The sequence below is a fragment of the Bremerella alba genome (assembly GCF_013618625.1).
Classification (GTDB): Bacteria; Planctomycetota; Planctomycetia; order Pirellulales; family Pirellulaceae; genus Bremerella; species Bremerella alba.
In genome coordinates, this window is sequence record NZ_JABRWO010000007.1 from 1 (window position 1) to 17248 (window position 17248).

General features: G+C 55.4%; 14 protein-coding genes. 8 read left to right on the plus strand and 6 right to left on the minus strand.

Translation table 11 applies throughout. The features are described 5' to 3' along the window. Positions 1-603: 603 nt before the first annotated feature. Together HOV93_RS12725 and xylB are read right to left on the minus strand one after the other, a co-directional pair. Positions 604-1563 (minus strand): ornithine cyclodeaminase family protein, encoded by a 960-nt coding sequence (locus HOV93_RS12725; RefSeq protein WP_207396889.1) that lies wholly within the window; start codon positions 1561-1563, stop codon positions 604-606. Positions 1564-1587: 24 nt separating this feature from the next. Further along, positions 1588-3114, minus strand: coding sequence for a xylulokinase (xylB, locus tag HOV93_RS12730; RefSeq protein WP_207396890.1), 1527 nt, complete (start codon positions 3112-3114; stop codon positions 1588-1590). Between the two features lie 392 nt (positions 3115-3506). On the opposite strand from xylB, the gene HOV93_RS12735 reads away from it, so the two are divergent. Next, positions 3507-4643: a glycosyltransferase family 4 protein gene (locus HOV93_RS12735; RefSeq protein ID WP_207396891.1), complete on the plus strand. Its 1137-nt coding sequence runs from the start codon at positions 3507-3509 to the stop codon at positions 4641-4643. A gap of 442 nt (positions 4644-5085) precedes the next feature. Then, a complete protein-coding gene (locus tag HOV93_RS12740) occupies positions 5086-5670 on the plus strand; it encodes a hypothetical protein (protein WP_207396892.1) in 585 nt (194 codons plus the stop codon). Here the strand turns inward: HOV93_RS12740 and hemG are convergent. Further along, positions 5656-7068, minus strand: coding sequence for a protoporphyrinogen oxidase (gene hemG / locus HOV93_RS12745; RefSeq protein ID WP_207396893.1), 1413 nt, complete (start codon positions 7066-7068; stop codon positions 5656-5658). The genes HOV93_RS12740 and hemG overlap by 15 nt on opposite strands. A 216-nt stretch (positions 7069-7284) precedes the next feature. Between hemG and fhcD the strand changes: the two genes are divergently transcribed. After that, positions 7285-8169, plus strand: coding sequence for a formylmethanofuran--tetrahydromethanopterin N-formyltransferase (gene fhcD / locus HOV93_RS12750; RefSeq protein WP_207396894.1), 885 nt, complete (start codon positions 7285-7287; stop codon positions 8167-8169). Between the two features lie 111 nt (positions 8170-8280). On the opposite strand, the gene HOV93_RS12755 is transcribed toward fhcD, so the two are convergent. Both HOV93_RS12755 and HOV93_RS12760 read right to left on the minus strand, forming a co-directional pair. Continuing rightward, positions 8281-8664, minus strand: coding sequence for a hypothetical protein (locus HOV93_RS12755; protein ID WP_207396895.1), 384 nt, complete (start codon positions 8662-8664; stop codon positions 8281-8283). A 672-nt stretch (positions 8665-9336) separates the two neighbouring features. After that, entirely contained in the window at positions 9337-9966 is a 630-nt protein-coding gene (locus tag HOV93_RS12760; RefSeq protein ID WP_207396896.1) for a glycosyltransferase family 2 protein, read from the minus strand. Positions 9967-10573: 607 nt separating this feature from the next. On the opposite strand from HOV93_RS12760, the gene hisI reads away from it, so the two are divergent. The 4 genes from hisI (at position 10574) to HOV93_RS12780 (ending at position 13310) form a co-directional block, all read left to right on the plus strand. Continuing rightward, positions 10574-10963, plus strand: coding sequence for a phosphoribosyl-AMP cyclohydrolase (gene hisI / locus HOV93_RS12765; protein ID WP_207396897.1), 390 nt, complete (start codon positions 10574-10576; stop codon positions 10961-10963). Between the two features lie 69 nt (positions 10964-11032). Continuing rightward, on the plus strand, positions 11033-11497 hold the full coding sequence (locus HOV93_RS12770) for a RidA family protein (protein ID WP_207396898.1): 465 nt from the start codon (positions 11033-11035) through the stop codon (positions 11495-11497). 90 nt (positions 11498-11587) lie between these two features. Then, positions 11588-12698 (plus strand): peptide chain release factor 2 gene (gene prfB / locus HOV93_RS12775; RefSeq protein WP_390814340.1). Its coding sequence is split into 2 segments (ribosomal slippage): positions 11588-11656 and positions 11658-12698, totalling 1110 coding nucleotides; the frame shifts between segments, so codons are not numbered across the junction. A gap of 18 nt (positions 12699-12716) precedes the next feature. Beyond that, positions 12717-13310, plus strand: coding sequence for a hypothetical protein (locus HOV93_RS12780; RefSeq protein ID WP_207396899.1), 594 nt, complete (start codon positions 12717-12719; stop codon positions 13308-13310). A gap of 23 nt (positions 13311-13333) precedes the next feature. Here the strand turns inward: HOV93_RS12780 and HOV93_RS12785 are convergent, their stop codons facing one another. Further along, complete coding sequence (locus HOV93_RS12785; RefSeq protein WP_207396900.1) at positions 13334-14965, minus strand: diguanylate cyclase; 1632 nt, start codon at positions 14963-14965, stop codon at positions 13334-13336. A 352-nt stretch (positions 14966-15317) separates the two neighbouring features. On the opposite strand from HOV93_RS12785, the gene HOV93_RS12790 reads away from it, so the two are divergent. Next, on the plus strand, positions 15318-17243 hold the full coding sequence (locus HOV93_RS12790; RefSeq protein WP_207396901.1) for a tetratricopeptide repeat protein: 1926 nt from the start codon (positions 15318-15320) through the stop codon (positions 17241-17243). The last annotated feature ends 5 nt before the right edge of the window (positions 17244-17248 follow it).

Below are 17248 nucleotides of genomic sequence, written 5' to 3' on the forward strand. Positions count from 1 at the left end.
CCCACGATTCAGGGCATGATAGATCGAACCTCCCTCATCGGCACGCTTTTGTCGAGGCATGGCACTTCACCGAGCAGCAAATGGGATCGTGGACTATTACCGAATAGTGTATCATACCCCCAAGGCAGATTAAAGACCCCCGTCCCCTTTTCTTCCCTCGTGCTCATACCCCAGCCATGTAGCCGTCCACAGAAACAATGGCATAGCATACATGAGCATACCTAGTCCAATATTAGGATCTCCTGGTGTACTGAGCAAAAGTACACATGACGTAATCGCATAATGAGCAGCGATTACGAATATCGCAGCCGACGCCCCACACACAAGGCGTAACACACTCGGGCCAAAGAGCAGAGCGACAAGCGACAAAGCAATAAAAGGGGATGCATAAATAATTCCTCCACCCGTCACGCTACTTAAAAAATCAGACAATTGGCTTGCCTGAAACACCCCCACGGACAGCAAGGCCATAGCAGAAAAGGATATTAGTCGCTGCATTATCGTGGCTCCAGCAGAGAGCGCATGGGGCGGAACAAAGGTGTCAGCAAAACAAAGGCAGCAGGACTTTCTTAGCACCTGAATAAGAACTGAGAACGGCGTGAACTAAAACGGCAGGGCGGTCCCAATTCCGGGATGTTCGGCGGCCAACTGCAGGAACTTGGTTCCCAGGGCCACGTCTTGAACCGCCAGGCCTACTGTCTTGTAAACCACAATGCTGTCGGTATTGTTGCGTCCGATGACGGTGCCGGCGATGACATCCGACAGGGAAACGGCAACTTCCCAATCGAAGTAGCCTTCTTCGTGGGCTTGTAGGTATTCGCCCGCTTCTCCCTGACAAGCTTCGATCGAGTCGCAGACCCAGTTGTCGGCCCGGCGAATGGTGACGACATCAATTTCCCGCTTAAACGCCCAGTTCCCACCCATCGCGCAGACCAGGGCTCCCTCGGCAAGTAGGTTGCCATCAAACACAGGGTGCTTGCTGGTTGTGGCCGTGATGACCAGCGGAAGATCTTCCACGGCATCCTTCGGGTTGTGGACCGGCACGATTTCAATTTGGCACTTATCGGCCATGCGCTCGGCAAACGCTTCTCGCTTCTCTTGATCGCGAGAATAAACAAACGCCTGGGTGAGCGGAAACTCGGTGGCCATGGCTTCCAACTGCGACTCGGCTTGCCAGCCGGTACCGAAGAGTCCCAACTGCGTGATCGGCTTCTTCGCGAGGTAACGCGCCCCCACGGCCGACGAAGCGGCGGTCCGCATTTGACCGAGCTTATCGGCCTCGATCAAGGCGACCATCTGCCCGCTGTCGATATCGTAGATCCCCACCACAAACTTGGCACCAATCCGCGTGGTGGTGTACATCTTCCAGCCGGCGGTTCCCAGATATTCGGCCGAGGCGTGCATCCCATGCAGGACAAATCCCGGGGCGTTTGCACGATGCCGAGGGACGTTTTCAGCGCCCCCGGTACCGAGTTGCCGAAAGCTTTCTTCCACAACCTCGATGGCTGTTGCCATGTCGAGCAGTTGGTCAACTTCCTGCTCGCGATAAAATCGGCACGTCATGTCACCACCTCTTTGCAAACGGGATCAGTCGTCGAGGCTTCCTAGTTTTTTGAAGTCTTCTTTGAGCGACTGATACAAGTCTTGATACACAGGGAATGCTTTATCGTAGTACTTCTTGGCCGCGCGATCCGGCTTTGTTTCTGCAACTTCGCTGATCGTCGCCGCACAGGCCTCTTGAATATTCTTATAGGCGCCGGCCCCGGTTGCCGCCAACAAAGCGACCCCGAACGCAGGCCCTTGCTCTGCATTCAGCTTAACAACCTTTTTACCAAACACATCGGCTTGCATCTGTCGCCAGAACGCACTCTTCGCGCCACCACCTCCGGCGCGAACCTGGCGAACGGGGATATCCATCTGGTTCAGCACTTCCAGGCTTTCCCGCAACGAATAGGTGACCCCTTCCATGATCGCTCGTGTGAGATGGGCTCGCTCGTGCTTCAAGGTGATTCCGATGAAGCTGCCGCGTGCATCGGGATCGGCATGAGGGGTCCTTTCGCCGGCCAGATAAGGCAGGACCATCAAGCCCTCGCTGCCTGCGGGAATCGCTTCCGCTGCTTTCATGAGCGCGGTGTAAGGATCGCTCTTGCCGCCTGGGCCGCGCATCTCGGCGCATAGCTTTTGGACGAACCATTCCAGTGTGCCGGCGGCGCAGAGTGTGACTCCCATCATGTGCCATTTGCCACGAACGGCATGGCAAAATGTGTGCAGACGTCCTTCCGGATCGGCGGCCATTTCATCGCTATGGACGAACATCACCCCGCTTGTGCCCAAACTGCTCGCCAAGATCCCTTTCTTGACGACCCCATTGCCCAGTGCATTTGCAGCGCAGTCCCCTGCCCCGCCGACCACAACACACTCGGTCGTCAGCCCCAACTTTCTGGCGGCCTGCCTGGTCAGGTTTCCGGTGACATCTTCCGACTCGTAAACCTGGCCCAACAGATCGGGGTCGAGTTCTAGCTTGGAAAGAAGGTCGGTCGACCATGCCCGCTTCGATACGTCCAGCAACAGCATTCCGCTCGCATCGCTCACTTCGGTGGCATACTCGCCGGTCAGACGACGTCGAATTTCGTCTTTGGGAAGCAGAACCTTCTGGAGTCGCTCGAAGTTCTTCGGCTCGTTGTTGCGTAGCCACAGAATCTTAGGAGCCGTGAATCCGGTTAGAGCCGGGTTGGCCACCATTTTGATCAGCTTCTTACGGCTACCAGCGCGAGATTCAATTTCCTCGCATTCCGCCGCGGTACGCTGGTCATTCCACAGCAGTGCCGGACGAATCACTTCATCCTTGTCATCGAGAAAGACCGAACCGTGCATCTGCCCCGATAAACCGATCGCTTTGACGTCCGCAGGCTTCGCCTTGGCAAGCTGCACCACCTTTTTGACTGTCTTGACGGTCGCTTTCCACCAAAGCTCGGGGTCTTGCTCGCTCCAAAGGGGTTTGGGGTGCTGAACCGGGTAGCTAGCAGATGCTTCGGCCAAGATGGAACCATCTTCCGCCATGGCGATGGTCTTGGTTCCAGAAGTACCGATATCGATTCCCAAGTAGATATTCACAGGGGCAAATCCTCGAGAGGGCGTTATGTTGGGGCGACGAATAAGGGAATTTAGATGAGCAGAAGGCCTTATTTTGCCCTATTTCACCGGCAGAACCAAGCCGATGGGGGTCTCATCCGGCTCGTGTTGTTAACTTCTTATGGTTATTGTGATTGCGATCTGATTAGGCGAAATATAAGGACAAATATCTCTTATCTCAGATCGCTATTCCATGCCACCGAGGAAATAGGTACTCTCTCGTCCTCTGGGGGATACGATGCAATCAACGTTTGTCGATGCAACGTCTCCTATTCCAGAAATTGAGACTGCAAGCTGTGAAACAAACAACATTCGCTCTGTTATTCCAGGGAATATCGAACGACTTAGGCGGTCGTTCCCGGTGACGCGACTTCATGCTCAATCCAGCACCACGTATTGTCCTTGATCTCGAGAAGTCTCGGAACGCTTGTTCCGGGCTGGGGCAATTTGCCCGCAATCTCGGACGTGCGCTGACCACCGAAATGAGCGACTGCGGCCTGCACCCGATTCCCCTGGTAAGCGCTGCCCAGGTCAACGATTTCAGTACGCCGGATGCCATCAAGGCAAAGCTGTGGCGAAAAGAAATCTTCCAGCGCTGGTATCGCTGGACCCAATCAGGGCGATCCCCGGCGTACGCGTTGTGGCATGCAACGCATCAACAAGCCAAATACCTTCCCTTGAACTCGAAGACGCGCGTCTTGCTGACGATTCACGATCTGAATTATTTGCGAGAAAAGAAGGGTCCCAAGATCGAACGCGAGCATCGCCGAATCGCACGTTTGATTCGACGGGCCGATGCGGTCACGGTCATCTCGAAATTCGTCGCTGGGGAAGTTCAGTCGCACTTCGACCTACAAAACAAGCCATTACAAGTGATTTATAATGGCCGACCAGACGTATCTCAGTACGTCGCCCAGCAACCGGCGTGGCTCAATGCCAGCCGTCCCTTCCTGTTCAGCATTGGGATTATCGACCGGAAGAAGAATTTCCACGTCCTGCTCGACCTGATCCAGCGACTACCAAACCACCAGCTAGTGATCGCCGGCCAGAACGATTCCGAGTATGCCGGTGAAATGCGTCGCACGATTGAAGAATTCAACCTTTCCGACCGCGTCTCGATACCGGGGCCAGTCAGCGACGAACAGCGACAGTGGCTCTACGAAAACTGCGAAGCGTTTGTATTCCCATCTCTCACCGAAGGCTTCGGCCTTCCCCCGATCGAAGCGATGACCGTCGGCAAACCTGTCTTCCTGGCAAGACGCACGAGCTTGCCTGAAATTGGCGGTCAAAGAGCGTTCTATTGGGACGACTTCACCGCAGAGCACATGTTCGACGTCTACCAGCGAGGCATGCAGATCTTCAACGCCTCGCCTGAATACGCACAACTCCTTCAACAGGCCGCCGCACGATTCTGCTGGCAAGAGTCGGCACGACAGTACGTCGACCTCTACCGAAGAATCCTGCAGATGGAAGAAGTAGAGCGTTCCCTCCCAACCCTAGCCGCAGCATGAGTAAGCACCCCCTTATTTAGGCACAAAGCCGGATGGGGCACCTTTGACAGACCATTTCGGGGGTTTTCCTTGACTGAGCTCAAGCTAAAAGGTAATCTTCACGATATAACAAGGTATCAACATTCCTTTTTGCGGGTTTCCGAAGGATCGTAGCTGGCTGATCCAACCCTCGCTACCAGGAAAACCGCTTTAACCACTATAGAATTTGTTCCCATTACCTAACGAAAGCCTTTCTCTGGGGCAGGGTATCGACAGATACTAGCTAGAGGTCGGTTCGCTATGCGAACGTAGGTAATGGGAACTTTTTCTTTTTCTTGACCGCACGCTGGTCCACACGGCATCTTCCCCTCGTTGCAAACGATCTAATCGTTAAAGTCGATATGCCAGCAGCGCCGATAACAACAGAGACGGGGGGAACTGTCACTACAGCAGGGATGTGCGGATGAATATTGCGACCGCTTTACCACTAGGAATCGGTGCCGCGTCGATGGCAGCCGGAGCGGCGAAGCAACTATCAGAAGGGGTTTTCTCGCTGCTTCAGGGCGAAGCAGAAACGAGCCCCGAAGCCACTTCACCAGATGCCGCGTCCCTCGATTCGTTTCTGGCAGCAAGCGGCCTATTGGGAGGCAACGCTGGCGAACTTCAAGATCAACTCGGCCGCTCGCTGGAAGAACTCGAAGATCTCCTTCGCCGCACCTTTCACGAGGCTGGTCAAGACTTGCCCGAGTCTTTCCAACTGCAGATCGATGGAAATGGCCAGATCGCCGTCGACGGGGCCCATTCTTTCGCAGAGCAGGCCCAAGGTCTTCTGCAGCAGTCCCAAGAAGCCCAGCAATTGCTCTCGAATATTGCCGCACAAACGGCAGCCATCCAGGCAGCAACCAATCAACAAGCATTTGCCAAACAGTACAACGACGATCCCGAAGCCGCATTGAGCACGCTACAAAAAGCGAACCAAGAGCCTGCCGGCCTCGATGTCACCTTCCTTGACGGTCGCGTGGCCAGCTTCCAACTAGCGGCCGCTTAGATAATCTGACACGCGCTGTGCCGCTTGTTCACCACTTTGAATACATTGCGGAACGCCGACGCCTCGATAGGCATTGCCAGCGAGTTCTAAACCAGGCAGTCGGGCAGCTTCCGCTTCAAGGGCCGCCACGCGATCGAGATGCCCGAGATGATATTGCGGCATCTTTCCCATCCAACGCGTGACGAGGAATTTCTCAGGCTCGCCCGTCAAGCCAATCAACTCGCTCAGTTCCTCGAGAACTACCTGCTTCATCGCGTCGTCTGCAAGATCGGCCAGCTCTGGATGACAGGCACCACCCACAAAAACGCGGATAACCACCTTTCCGTCAGGAGCACGCCCAGGAAACTTGGCACTGGAAAAGCTGCCGGCCAAGATCTTCCGGCGCTCGATCTCAGGAACAACAAAACCAAATCCAGCGACCGGACGACCGATCTGCTTTTCGTCGACTACCAAGATCGCCACGCTGCAGCCAGCATAGGGAATGGCCTGAAGATTCTCGGCAAGGACAGGAAAACCGCCCAGCACCTGCGACGCCTGAGGAGCTGGAAGCGCCATGACAACGGCGTCGAACGCATGCGTTTGCTCTGCCGCTTGCAAAGTCCAATGATCGCCCGTTTTTTCGATAGCCGAGACCGGCGTATTCAGATGAATCGCCTGCCCAGAAAGACGATCTGCAAGCCGCTCAATCAACTGCCCCATGCCGTGGTTGGGTGCCACAAACATCGAGTACCGGGCCCCGCTCTCGTTCTTCTTCCCATCGCTGCGATGCTGCATGCCTTGGATCAAGCTGCCGTGCTTTTGCTCCATTTCCACGAACTGCCGTAGCGTTGCATGAATACTGAGCTTCGTTGGATCGGCCGTATAGATCCCGCCAATAAGGGGCTGAACAAGGCGCTCGTACACTTCCTTTCCCAAGCGGCGTATGACAAACGCCTGCAGGCTTTCGTCGGTGGTGTCTTTCCGTTTCGCAACGAAGTACTCTTGAGCCAGCCGCAGCTTCCCTGACCAACTCAGAATGGGTGTCGTCACCACCGACCACATCTTGCTGGGGGCCATCAACACAAAGCCCTCTGGGACCGGATACAGCTTGCCTCGGCGAACAACGTACGCTTTACGCAGGGCCTCGTTGGTCGGCAGCAGTTCCTCTTCTATCCCCAATCGGCGGCATAAGTCGACTGCGTACGGGAGATTGGTGATGAAGGTATCAGCGCTGTTTTCCAGCAAATAACCATCATCGGTCGTCGTCGTTTGCAGAACCCCACCCAGGCGGCTGTCGGCTTCAAAGAGATGAACCTCAAACTCGGGGTTCAGTTCCAGCAGCCGATGCGCAGCGGCTAGTCCTGAAATTCCACCACCAACAACGGCAACGCGAGGCCTGGAAACTTGCGGGTCAGTCATGCAATCAGAAATTCTGCGAGGGGGCGAGGCAACACGATTTCTCTATTGTAGATCCCCGGCACCGATATGGTTACCCAGGCATCCGGTAGGCTGTCTCTGTGACAAGTCCTTCTATTGCATCGAAGTGAGCCCTCCAGGTGGTGCGGGGTTGGCAACGTTCGCAGGTCGGGGGAAAATAGCACCTCTTGTAACTTTTTAGCCCCAGGAAAAGCACCTGTGCAGATTGGCAACACGCAGATCGTTGATACGTTCGCCGAAGCGTTTGGCATGGTCTATACCCGGCTGGTTATCACCGCGTTCGACGATCATTGGCTGCGTGCCGCGACCAACGAAGTGTGCGGCTATGGCAGCAGCGTGATTGCCTGCGATGCGGAAGTGGGGGTCGAGCGACTGCTTTCCGCCGAAGAATCCCCCGACGGTCGGCCAGGTGCTGCGGTTCTGGCGTTTGGCTTCTCGGCCGATGCCCTTGCCAAAGCGGTCACCAAACGGGTAGGCCAATGCGTGATGACCTGTGCATCGACGGCCGTTTTCGATGGTCTTGCCCAAGCCGAAAAAAGAATGCCGCTGGGCAAGTCGCTCCGTTACTTCGGCGACGGCTTCCAGAAAAGCAAGGTCATCGACGGGACGCGTTACTGGCGCATCCCGGTCATGGACGGAGAGTTCTTCTGCGTTGAATCGCTCGGCATTGAAAAGGGAGTCGCCGGCGGAAACATCATCTTTCAGGCCGTTGATCAGGCGACCGCGTTAACTGCGGCCCGCAAAGCGGTCGATGCATTAGCCCCATTGGCCGATGTGATTGCCCCCTTCCCCGGCGGCGTCGCACGTAGTGGTAGTAAGGTCGGGTCGAAATATAAGAGCCTGATGGCTTCGACCTCTGATACCAATTGCCCGACTCTTCGCGGTCGCGTCGAGTCCCAGGTCGTGGAAGGGGCAAACTGCGTGCTGGAAATTGTCTTAGATGGCACCAGCGAGCAGGCCATTGCCGACGGCATGAAAGCCGCCATGAATGCGGCGGCGATACATGGTGTGCTGGTTATCTCTGCCGGCAACTACGGCGGAAAACTCGGCAAGTTCCACTTTCACTTGAAAGATCTGCTCTAGTTCGGCTATTTCGGATCCGTCGCTCTGGCAAGAAATAAAAAAGGCCCCAGACCGCATCCGAGCAGCCTGGGTACCAGGGGAAAGATCGTTCGTCGAAGCGGGATAGGTAACTTAGTCTCGCATCGCGCCGACAATGGAATCACAGGAAATGCGCCGTTCGGCGATCTGACCAAGATCGTTCAACGAACGACGCTGGCCTACATTGTTCCAGGCATTGATGTCCGCCAGTTCGGGCATCAGGTCAACCAATTGATCGGTCAAGACTTCAGCCAAAATTCCGATGTTGGCTTCCTGAGTCCGTTCGGAAATCGCTTTGACCGTTTTCATGATCCGAACCAGCTTGGCACGCTCACGAATCGGCGACGACAGATTGTTCTGGGGTTCTTCCAGAAGGTCCGCGATGGGCACATCAAGGATGTCAGCCCATTGCGAGAGTTGCGACACCAATAGGTCGGTGTCGGGTTTCTCTTCTTCGCGAACCTGAGAAGCGGGCATGCCCAACTTCCTAGATGCTGTGCGAAGCGAAACTCCTTGTTGTTTACGAAGTTCGCGGATGCGATGCAACTTACGAGGGGACCTATTGCCCGTCTCGGAAGGCGCGTACGCGTATACCGCGTGGTCCATAGTGAATGGAACCGTTGCCATGAGAAGTCCTCCCTTGTTCCGGAGGCTTAACCGACTGCCGTAGGGCCGTAGTCGATAGCAACGTCGAGACAATACCACAGCAACCTCACTGGAAGCGCGCGGGCACCAAGAGCGAGTATCGTTGGAATGCTTCTTGTCTGTTCCGTTTACTGCGATCTAAGGCCGAATAGCTGGGGTGCCTAATCCCGTCTGCTAAGCCCTGTTTGGAAGTCTAGCTACGCCCTCGAGGAGAATCAGGACGCGACCGAACTTCGTGATAAGTGTGCCTGAAAACGTTTCAAGCATCGGAATGATTCCGAAGCTGCCAGAGGCTCTCTCTTCAGGCAATCAATGCCGGAAAGTTAACCCTGGTGTGAAAATGAGGATATTATCGCCTGAAACATTTTGAAGGCACTGGCTGATTCTATCGAATGGTTCCGATCGAATCAAGACTTTGTATCATTTATCGGAAAATAATTCGCCCCAACTCTATCCGTAAGGGACACCATCGAGACAAACGGAAAACATTTCTCAGACTGCCTGTTATTCGCCGGTGGCGAAATTCTGGATTCGGCGAAGGAACCGAGGCATTTTCAGCTTCGGTGCCGGCGGCTCGACCGTTTCATTGGGACCGACCGAGGCTTTCATCTCGGGCAGCGAAACTTCCGTAAGCGATTCCAACTCGCTGATGTCCGCTCCCCAGCTTGAAAGTCGTGACAAAAGATCTTGCTGCAGCGGCTGTGGGTCGTTAGGCAGCAGTGCTTTGGCCGGCTCAGGCTTCGCCGGCTGCGGTGCCGGACGCGGTGGCATGGCCCGAGAGTGAGCTGCCGACGCGTCGAAGTGCATCGCCCATAAAGAATGGATGTCTTCGGTCGTCAACTTGTGATCCATGTCCTGGATCATCACAATCTCGCCGGCGGCCGCGGCAAGTCCCAAATCAATCGCGGTCGCTCTCCCACGCTGCGGGGTATAACGGCGCGAGCGGACCTGCGGAAATCGGCACGAGATTTCGTACAAGACTTCTTCGGTACCATCGGTCGAACCATCGTCGACGATCATCAATTCAAAGTCGTTCGTCAGATCGGCCACGATCTCTAACAAACGATCCACCTCAGCGACGATGCTCGACTGAACATTGTGGACCGGAATGACAATACTTAGTGACTTCTTCACGACGGAACCTCAGCAGGACATGGGGGAGATCGACGGCAGCTGGCGATGGGTGGTACCAAAGCGCCGGAGTGGCGGCCCAACACTCTACGATTCGGCATCCAGCTTCCACTGACTACACCGCTAGCGAACTCGGTCCGAATGTGCTGGGTCTTCCGGTAAGATCGATTGATCGCAGCGCGCTAAATCTGCCGTTTGAACCGTGAAAGGAAAAGTGACGCCACCTAGGCTCGCTTCCGGTCCCCGCCTCCCATAGGGGAGAGGCGAACAATACAACAAGATGCCGCCCCAATCCAACGTAGGGTAAGAGCAATGACGCGAAGCGGAACGTATCGCACCGAATGCGGCCTCCATCGCATGGCAACGCGGCAACGTTGTGCATGGTGCGATTCGCTGCGCTACTCAGCACCCTACGGCAGAACAGGCCTCTTCTTTCTCATCCCCTCTCCCCCGTATCCGGGGCGAGGGGACGAGATCAAGGTGCCACCTGCACGTCTTGATCGGCATGGCTTCGGAGGGTGGTTACCCGGTTGCCGATTGTTGCAGAAACAGCCACACTAAACCGAATTGATTCCCTTTTACCCGGCCAAGTGATCAAGAGTACGAAGCGATGTCCATCTCTTTGCCCCGTGAGCCCGATTTTGACAAGGCCGGCGGTCTGGTTCCGGCGATCGCGCAAGATGCCGAAAATGGCGAGGTGTTGATGATGGCCTGGATGAACCGTGAGGCCTTTCAGGAAACACTCAGCACCGGACGTGCCGTCTACTTTAGTCGTAGCCGCGGCAAGTTGTGGCGTAAAGGGGAAGAAAGCGGTCACCAACAGCAGGTCCGTCAGATCTTAGTCGACTGCGACGCAGATACGGTCCTATTGAAGGTCGATCAAAAAGGGGCCGCCTGTCACGAAGGCTATCGAACCTGTTTCTTTCGTGAAGTGGGCCCCAGCGAAACCAAGATCGTTGCAGAGCGTCTGGTAAACCCAGAAGACGTGTATAAAAAATAACGTTCCAGTTCCCTCTCCCTTCCCAAGGGCAAGGGGACTAAGAACAAACACTTAACCGAAAGAATTATCATGAGTTTCGACGCCAACTTGGATGCTTTGAACGTTGAACTTCCGCCTGCCCCTAAGGCCATGGGTCTTTACAAGCCAGCGGTCACAGTCGGCAACATGCTTTACCTCTCGGGGCATGGTCCCTTGAGCACCGACGGAACACTTCAACTGGGCAAAGTGGGCGTCGATGTCGATCAGGAAGTGGGCTACGCGGCCGCTCGCCAAACCGGCTTGGCCATGCTCGCCACCTTGAAGGCGCACCTGGGCAGCCTCGATAAAGTCAAACGTTTGGTGAAGACCTTTGGCATGGTCAACTGCCAGGATGGTTACACCCAACAACCGGCCGTCATCAATGGCTTCAGCGAACTGATGAAGGAAGTCTTCGGCGAAGAGCACGGAATCGCTGCCCGCAGTGCCATCGGGGTGAACGCCTTACCGGCGGGCATGACCGTGGAAGTCGAAGCGATTTTCGAGTTGAACGACTAAACCAATCTTCAGTCCCCTTCTTCCTTCAAGGGAGAGGGGGACTAGATTTATCCACTATAAAACACTCCATAAACTTTTCTCGGATCCACCATGGAACGCGAGTTTTACGATCGAGCAGAAAGTATCCGTCAGCGGCTCCTACAGTTAAAGGACTCTCTTTGACTACGCCGCCAAAGAGCAACAACTGAAGGAAATCGAGCAGCGGATGTCCGCGCCCGACTTCTGGGACAATCAAGAGAAAGCCCAGGAAACAGTCGGCCAGATGAAGTCACTCAAGAGCCTTGTCGAGCCGCTGGAACAGTGCTTAGCTGGTATCGAAGATCTTGATGTGATGCTCGAGATGGCCGAGGAAGACGACTCTCTGGCCGACGAAGTTCCCGGTACGCTCGAGAAGTTGGAGACCGATCTCGAAACGCTGGAACTCAAAGCCCTGCTCGACGGGCCTTACGACAACTGTGGTGCGATCGTCACGATCAATGCCCGCGATGGTGGTACCGACGCCAACGACTGGGCCGAAATGATGCTCATCATGTACGGGCGTTGGGCCGATCAAAACGAATACAGCGTCGAACTGCTCGACCGTACCGACAACGAAGAGGCCGGCATCAACAGTGCCACTTTCGTCGTTCGCGGCCCGATGGCCTATGGCTATTTGAAAGGTGAAACGGGCATGCATCGTCTGGTGCGGATCAGCCCGTTCAACTCAGATGGAAAACGCCAGACAAGCTTCGCGGCGGTCGACGTTTCGCCTGAAATCCCCGATAGCGAAGAAGTCGATATCGACGAAGAGGACGTCCGCGTCGATACCTACCGGGCCAGTGGTGCTGGTGGTCAGCATGTGAACAAGACCGATAGCGCCATTCGCCTGACGCACGTTCCGACCGGCACTGTCGTGCAGTGCCAACAAGAGCGTAGCCAGCACAAGAATCGGGCCCTGGCCTGGAAGATGTTGCGTTCACGTATCGCGCGCGTCGAAGAAGAACGCCGAGAAAGCGAGCAGGCCGAAAAGTACAAAACCCAGGCCAAGGTCGGGTTTGGTTCGCAGATTCGCAATTACTTCCTCCACCCAGATCAACGCGTGAAGGATGCCCGAACCGGCTTTTACGTGGGCAGCTTTAACAGTGTGATGAACGGCGAAATCCAAGGTTTCCTCGACGCCTACTTACGGTGGCGAGTGGGCCAAGAATCGTCGCAAAACTAGCAACCAGGAACTTCATTCGTGTCAGAATCTTCACCCGATCCCGAAGCCCTCTTCGTTGAATCCATGCGTGACGATGGCGTGGGCCTATTCATCAATTTTGTGAAGCAGAAGGATCGCTTCGGTCACATAATTGCGTTGGTCGACGGAGACGAATGCGTTCCGCTATTCGTTTCGATCGAAGGAGACGACGAGGAGCCGTGGCCTGAGAGTCCTCCCTTTCAAGAGATTCACATGGAAGAGCGAAAGGAAGGAACCGTCGCCCTGCTGGTCGGAATGGCCGGCGACAGTCACTGGTCTGCCGCCGTCGAGCCCATGGACGAACCAGGTGGCATTCACTTCTCGGTGGCCTGCCGCATGAAGGACTACCCGATGCGGATTTGCAGCCGATATGGCTGTGCGTTGGAAGAAACGATCGATCCGACCCTGCAACGCGACGGCCCTTGGGTCTGGAAGATCAACGAAGTCGAGGTATGTGTCGACGTGATCGCTCAGGAACAATTTCCCACGCCAGAAGTTCCGGCTTCGGCGAGCGGGTTCGAGGTGAACGCGTCACTCGATGGAGAGCCCTTCCCCAAAACCATTCAGTGGCGCTACAAGATTTGGGTTCGGTAGCGTTTAGCAAGAATGGAACCGCGTTAAAAGTCGGTGGTATCGAACGGAGGTCCAACGCTTAATGCGCCAGAGCCGGAACCACCGCGAACGGTTTCCAAGAGATCGGTCATTAGATCTTGCATCTTCGAGACCGTACCAATGACCATGGCCGCGTGTTCCTCTTCGCTGCGCATTTCGACGTCATTGGTCAGTTGACGCGAGGTGTCGGCCAACATCTGGGCGGCTGCTTCCAGTCGTGTTGGGGAAGCGTACCCGGTATTATCCACCTGATGCGGGGCTCCGTCTTGCTTCCACGTGGTATTACCTAACCAGCGTAGGATGCTTTGTCGGCTGAGGACCCCTAAGGCCTTGCCATTCTCGGAAATCAGAACCGTGCGAATCGAAACACGGTTCAGGAATTCCCAGATAACACGCAAGGGAATATTGGGCGGGTAACAGATCAGATTCTTTCGCATCACTTCGCCGATCGTAATCTCGTGAGGATTCGGTCGAGTGGCGACAGACATCAAATCCTTTTCCGAGACAATACCAACGAGGTTGCCTTCGCGATCGACAACTGGTGCCGACGGAATTCGATAGTCTAAAAAGAACTGACTGATTTCAATGACACTTGATTCAGGTGTCACCGTACTGACGACAGGGGTCATGGCATCGGCTGCGACGGCTCTGCCAAATACCGAATCGAATTGCTCTGAGGCGCTATTTGACACCGCATTTTGCAGATTGCTAAAGGAGACAACCTGGTTGCGGCCTTTTTGCTTGGCTTCGCTCAGGCACTGATCGGCGATATCAATCAGTTCTTCCTGCTCTTCCATTTCAGCAAGCGTCTCGGCAACGCCTAAACTTGTCGTGACATTCACTACGGCCGAGTCGAGGACAATGTCGGTTTCGGCAATTCGCTTACGTAGGTTCTCGGCCCACAAGCAAGCTTGAGCGGTCGAGGTTTCCGGCAAGATGGCACAAAACTCTTCGCCACCGTAGCGGCAAATAATATCTGACTTGCGAACCGAGTCTGAGAATATCCGACCGATTTCCTTTAAAACCTGATCGCCGGAAGCATGGCCATGGACATCATTGATTCGTTTGAAGTAATCGATATCGAAGATCACACACGAGAGCGGCAAGCGATAGCGACGAGCCCGGCTCCACTCCTTCGCGATCATCTCTTCAAACACGCGGCGCGTCGGCAAGCCGGTGAGGAGATCGCTATTGGCCAGATGCGTTAATCGGGTTTCCAATGCCAGAATTCGCTGCCCCGATCGCATTCGTGCGACCAGTTCACCGCGATCGATCGGCTTGGCCAAAAAGTCGTCGGCCCCGGCATTAAGAGCTCGGGTCAGATTCTCACGGTTTCCGTGAGAGGTGGCCATCACGATATACATATAGTGCGAGCTAACGACATGTCGCACGTGTCGGATCAGATCGATCCCCGAACCATCGGGCAATTCCCAATCGGTAACCAGAAATTTGAACTGGTGCTTTTCCTCTTCCAGTACCTCCAACGCTTCCCGGCAACTTTCAGCAGTTACCACTTCGTAACCTTCTCGCGATAGAAACTCGCGAATGAGAGTTCGAATGAGCCTGTCGTCATCAACAACCAACACATGGCTGCGAATCAAATTAGGATCGGGTGGATTTACGGTGTCGGGAGTCAATTTCGTGCTCTTTCACTCGCTTTAAACGAAGCCACAGATTCGTTCGGTTTAACCAAAGGTAGATTACGTTTTCCAATGAGAGAAAGATTAATTACTACGAAACCCATATTCATTTTCAGGACGACTCGCGGGAATTACCGTGTAGGCTAAGTTCGCCTGTAACGGTTATCCGGAAGGTTCTCCTCCTATGGCATGTAACACGTTTGACTCTCCACCCGTCGACTTGCATCGGTTGTGTGAGCGGTTTGAGTGATTGCAATGAAAACGATTGGTCGATTTCGTGTTTAGGTATCGATGCGCCACCGCACGGATAGCAGTGTGCTGCATCACTTGAAACTTCATGGATGAACCGATGGATCGACCTCTGCCCTCAACCAGCCGAGCTGGGATTGCACTGAGTTTGACGATATTAATGATCGTCGGCTGTGGGCGCAATTCGAAGGTGGCCAACCACCGCGACGAGAAGTCGCAGGTAGCCGCTCCGAATCGTTTTCATGCGCCCGCTGACGTTCGTCCGATGGCACAGCTCGCCGCTCATCTTGAAATCAGCGAAGCGCACGAAAACATCATTAGCAACCCATACGCTAATCCCAAGCGTCTTCCTTCGGTTGCCAAACCCAAGACAGCCGACGAACCAACCCCACTCGAATCAATTCGCTTCCCGCTCAAAATCGAAAAATCGGAACCAACCGAAAAGTCACCACAACAGAAACCGTCCTCTCAGTCGGTACCCTCGAAGCCTCGCGAGCCGGAAGAGCTTTTACTAGAGCCCCCTGCTCATATCCCCAGCCCCAAACAAAACATTGCCCAGCCCAGCCCAGCACCGAAGAAGCCAGAACTAGCGGCACCGATCCTCGCAGAGCCGATGCCAGCCCAATCGGCACCCAGCAAACACGAGAACGCGAAGGTCGTACCGGAACCACAGAAACCAGTCGCACCGAGTCGTCAACTGGCACCACTCGCGCTCAATCCCCCGCAGATTGAAGCGCCCAGAAACGAATCGCCTCCACAAGTAAAACTGCCACCACCACCGGTAAAGAAACCCCTGGCACACGCACAGCCCGAGATCCAACTTCTGCCTAAGGTAGAGGACCAGCCGATCAGTGCCCCTGCAATGCGAGAGATTCCCCCTGCCCCGGTCATGCCGAACTTCCTTGCCGAGTCGCCCCAGCAAGACAAGGTTCAAGCCAAAGCAGAAGCAACCAAGCGGCCTGAAAGTCCACGCTCTAAGTTCATAAGTCTCGCCCCGTCGGCACCTGAAGCAGACGTTTCGCTGAATCCGGCCAAGCAGCAAGTCGTGGACATTGCCGACATGCCCCTGCAGTCGCGCACCAGCACACCTCGCTCGGTGTCGATGACTCCGAGCATTGTGCCAACCGCGCCAAGGCCTGTTCAGGTCGACCATGCCATGCTCGCCGTCCGCGGACGGATGGCCACCCTGGTCGACCATGGATTGATCCTGGCCCAGCGAGGTGCGTACTACTCGGCACGTGCCGAGTTCGTTCAGGCCCTACGCTTGGCAACGCAAACCTTAGACACCGCCGAGAGAACCCATCGCCACAGCGAAGCGTTAGCCGACGCCATTGCGGCACTCGATGAAGCTGGCGAATTCATTCCGGCTGGGGCTCGCCTGGAAGCCAATGTCGACCTGAACCTGGTGGTCGACGCGCATCGAACTCCGGTCCTCAAAGGCAAAGATCTGGAACACGAAACGGCCCTGACCGCAGCCCAAGCCTACTTCTCCTTCGCTCAAGATCGCTTGAACGTTGCGTGCGGTGGCATGCCGGAAACCGCTCGGGCACTGGTTGGCCTGGGGCGTATTCAGCAGTACCTCAACAAATCGACCGGAGATAACCGTACACTGGTTGGTCCTCGCTCTATTGCGTTGTTCCAAACGGCGCTCGCGATCGACGGTTCCAACTACGAGGCCGCCAACGAACTGGGCGTCCTGCTAGCTCGTTACGGGCAACTGGAAGACGCGAAGCAGGCGCTGCTTCAAGGGGTAACGGCGGCACCGCGTGCTGAAATCTGGCAGAACCTGGCCTCGGTACATCAATCGTTGGGGGAAGTCGAAATGGCACGACGGGCCTCTATCGAGGCCGAAGCGGCGCATCAGTTCGCCGACGCCAACGCTGGCCTGGCTGCGGTTCGATGGGTTTCGCCTCAGCAGATGGCACAACATGGCCGCGGAGAAACTGGACTCAAGCAGTCGCAACCGGAAGCAACAAGCCAGCCGGTTGCCCAGCGGCACCGTACCCCCTCTCGATCGATTCGATAGCTTGG